This is a genomic window from Ruegeria sp. CJ2, from assembly GCF_056536745.1.
The window spans coordinates 1-3,817 of the sequence record NZ_JBQFQF010000030.1 but is presented as its reverse complement, the minus strand read 5'-3'; the positions used below and the strand labels follow the sequence as shown (position 1 = coordinate 3,817).

The window sequence follows — 3,817 nt, the reverse complement described above, 5'->3', positions numbered from 1 at the left end:
TCGATGACTGTGAACGGTTTATCTGTGAGCGGTGAGGTTGAGGGTCGGACGTTATTGTCTGGATTTTTGCGGGAGCATTTGTCTTTGACGGGGACGCATGTTGGGTGTGACACGGCGCAATGCGGGGCGTGTGTTGTGCATGTGGATGGTCAGGCCGTGAAGTCGTGCAACATGCTTGCGCTCGAGGCGGATGGGGCCGAGGTTGGCACGATTGAAGGTCAGGCCAATGCGGATGGGTCGCTGAACACCATTCAGCAGGCGTTTCAGGATCATCATGGTCTTCAGTGCGGGTTTTGCACGCCGGGCATGGTGATGAGTGCGGCAGCGCTGTTGAAAGAGAACCCGCGCCCCACCGAAGCCGAGATCCGGCATTACCTGGAAGGCAACCTGTGCCGGTGCACGGGCTATCATAACATCGTCAAGGCGATCCTGGCCGCATCGGGTCAGGACGTGGGTCAAATCGCTGCGGAATGATGCCGCTGCGGGCGGTTGCGCCCGTGCAATGACAGCGGGTGCCGGCGTGCACTCATAGGGAGGAGAACAAGCAATGCCCAAAGACAGTGGCATCGGAGCCAGTTCCAAGCGGCGCGAGGACGTGCGCTTTCTGACCGGAGCGGGCAATTACACCGACGACATCAACGTGGCTGGACAGGCCTATGTGTATTTCCTGCGCTCGGATATCGCGCATGGCAAGATCAACAGCATCGACACTTCGGCGGCCGAAGGCATGCCCGGTGTGGTGCGGATATTCACCGGCAAGGATTTTGAAGGGGTGGGCGGCATCCCCTGCGGCTGGGAGGTGACGGACAAGCATGGCGCGCCCATGCAGGAACCGGCCCATCCCATTCTGGCGCAGGGTAAAGTGCGGCATGTGGGCGATCCCATCGCCGCAGTGGTGGCCGACAGCCTGGCTGAGGCGCGCGATGCGGCCGAGGCGATTGATGTGGATATCGAGGAACTGCCCGCGGTGATCGACATGAAGGCGGCCGCGCAGGAAGGTGCTGTGCTGGTGCATGACGATCTGAAGAACAACATCTGCTATGACTGGCATCTGGGCGAGACCGATGATGCCAAGGTCGATGAGGTGTTTGCGGGCGCGGCCCATGTGACCACTCTGGATCTGGTGAACAACCGTCTGGTTGCCAACCCGATGGAGCCGCGCGTGGCGGTGGCGGAATACAGCCGCGGGACCGAGGATTATACGCTCTATACCACCTCGCAGAACCCGCATGTGATCCGGCTGCTGATGTGCGCCTTCGTGCTGGGCCTGCCGGAACACAAGGTGCGCGTGGTGGCCCCGGATGTGGGCGGTGGCTTTGGCACCAAGATCTTCCACTATGCGGAAGAGGCGTTTTGTACCTTTGCCGCCAAAGCCTGCAACCGGCCTGTGAAGTGGTCGGCCAGCCGGTCCGAGGCGTTCATGTCCGACGCCCATGGCCGCGATCACGTGACCACGATCGAACTGGCGCTGGATGCGGAGAACAACTTCATCGGTCTGCGCACCAATACGTTGGCCAATATGGGGGCCTATCTGTCGACCTTTGCCAGCTCGGTTCCGACCTGGCTGCATGGCACGCTGGCGGCAGGGAATTACACCACGCCGGTCATTCAGGTGAATGTGAAGGCGATGTTCACCAACACGGTGCCGGTGGATGCCTATCGCGGCGCGGGCCGCCCCGAGGCGACCTATCAACTGGAGCGCGTGATCGACAAAGCCGCGCGCGAGCTGGGGGTCGATCCGATTGCGCTGCGCCGTCAGAACTTCATCACCCAGTTCCCCTATGACACGCCAGTGGCGCTGACCTATGACACCGGGGATTACCACGGGACCATGGACAAGCTGGAGGCCGCTGCTGATCTGGCAGGCTTTGCCGCGCGGCGTGCGGCAAGCGAGGCCAAGGGCAAGCTGCGGGGTCTGGGCATCAACTGCTATATCGAGGCGTGCGGGATCGCTCCGTCGAACATCGTTGGCATGCTGGGGGCCCGGGCGGGTCTCTATGACGCCGCCACCGTGCGGGTGAATGCCACCGGTTCGATCAGCGTCATGGTCGGTGCGCACAGTCATGGGCAAGGGCATGAGACGGCCTTTCCGCAGGTTGTGGCCGAGATGATCGGGATCGACGAGTCGATGGTCGAGATCGTGCATGGCGACACCTCGAAGATCCCGTTTGGCATGGGCACCTATGGTTCGCGCAGCCTTGCGGTTTGTGGCTCGGCCATGGTCAAGGCCACCGAGAAGGTGATCGACAAGGCCAAGAAGATCGCGGCCCACCTGCTGGAAGCATCCGAGGCCGATATTGAGCTGAAGGACGGTCAGTTCAGCGTCGCAGGCACCGACAAGTCGGTGGCCTGGGGCGATGTGACCCTGACGGCCTATGTGCCGCATAACTACCCGCTGGAGGTGGAGCCGGGGCTGGAGGAGACCGCGTTTTATGACCCGGCCAACTTTACCTTCCCCTCGGGCGCCTATGCCTGCGAGGTCGAGCTGGACCCCGAGACCGGTAAGGTCACCATCGAGGCCTTCACCGCCGCCGATGACTTTGGCAATATCGTCAACCCGATGATCGTGGATGGTCAGGTCCATGGCGGCATCGGTCAGGGCATCGGTCAGGCGCTGTTGGAGAACTGCGCTTATGACGAGAATGGTCAGCTGCTGAGTGCCTCTTACATGGATTACGCCATGCCGCGCGCCGATGATGTGCCGTTCTATGGCGTCGATCATTCCAGCCAGACGCCGTGCACGCATAACCCGCTGGGTGTGAAGGGCTGTGGTGAGGCCGGGGCCATTGGCTCACCGCCTGCGGTGGTCAATGCGGTTCTGGACGCGATGAACTCGGGTGGCAAGGCTGTCGATCACATCGACATGCCGGTGAGCCCGTCGCGCGTCTGGGCGGCGATGAACAGCTGAGTTGGAGAGGGGGGTGCGCGGGGCCAGCCCCGCCGCCCATTGGTGCTCGAACCAATGGCGCACCAACGGGCAGCTCCCCGGGATATTTATAGCCAGATGAAGAGCGGATCTGTGTTCTTCGGAAAGGATAAGCGGAATGTACAGTTTCGAGTTTGAGAAGCCTTCGACCATTGCCGATGCGGTGGCTGCGTTGGGGGCTGAGGATGCGCAGGCGTTGGGCGGTGGTCAGACGCTGATCCCAACGCTGAAGCAGCGGTTGGCGGCGCCCTCGGCGTTGGTGTCGCTGAGCGGGATTGCCGAGATGCAGGGCGTGTGCGTCGAGGATGACGGCGCGGTCTCGATCGGCGGGGCGACGCCCCACGCGGTGGTGGCGCGCGAGGCGGCGGCAAGCTATCCGGCGCTGGCGGCACTGGCCGGGCAGATCGGCGATCCGGCGGTGCGCAATCGCGGCACCATTGGCGGGTCGGTGGCCAATAATGATCCGGCGGCCTGTTATCCGGCGGGTGTGCTGGGCTCGGGCGCAACCATTGTGACCAATGCGCGGCAGATCGCGGCGGACGAGTTCTTTCAGGGCATGTTCACCACGGCGCTGGACGAGGGTGAGATCATCACATCCATCCGCTTCCCGGTGCCGCAGGCCGCAAGCTATCAGAAGTTCCTGCAGCCGGCCTCACGCTTTGCGCTGGTGGGTGTCTATCTGGCGCGGTTCGCGGACGGCGTCCGCGTGGCCGTGACCGGCGCCAGTGAGGATGGCGTGTTCCGCTGGTCCGAGGCCGAACAAGCGCTCAACACCGAGTTCCGCCCCGACGCCCTGACCGGCCTGAGCATCAACCCCGCAAACATGATCGGCGACCTGCATGGCAGCAAGGACTACCGTGCGCATCTGGTCAGCGTCATGACTAAACGGGC

General features: G+C 62.9%; 3 protein-coding genes. All 3 read left to right on the top strand.

Features of this window, described 5'->3' with window-relative positions; all coding sequences use genetic code 11:
- Positions 1–474, top strand: a 474-nt coding sequence (locus ACR0MS_RS20385; protein ID WP_480578129.1) for a (2Fe-2S)-binding protein, incomplete at its 5' end; no start/stop codon positions are given.
- A gap of 73 nt (positions 475–547) precedes the next feature.
- Positions 548–2,908, top strand: coding sequence for a xanthine dehydrogenase family protein molybdopterin-binding subunit (locus ACR0MS_RS20380; RefSeq protein WP_480578132.1), 2,361 nt, complete (start codon positions 548–550; stop codon positions 2,906–2,908).
- A gap of 136 nt (positions 2,909–3,044) precedes the next feature.
- Positions 3,045–3,817 (top strand): FAD binding domain-containing protein (locus ACR0MS_RS20375; protein ID WP_480578135.1); only part of this gene is annotated, 773 nt, incomplete at its 3' end.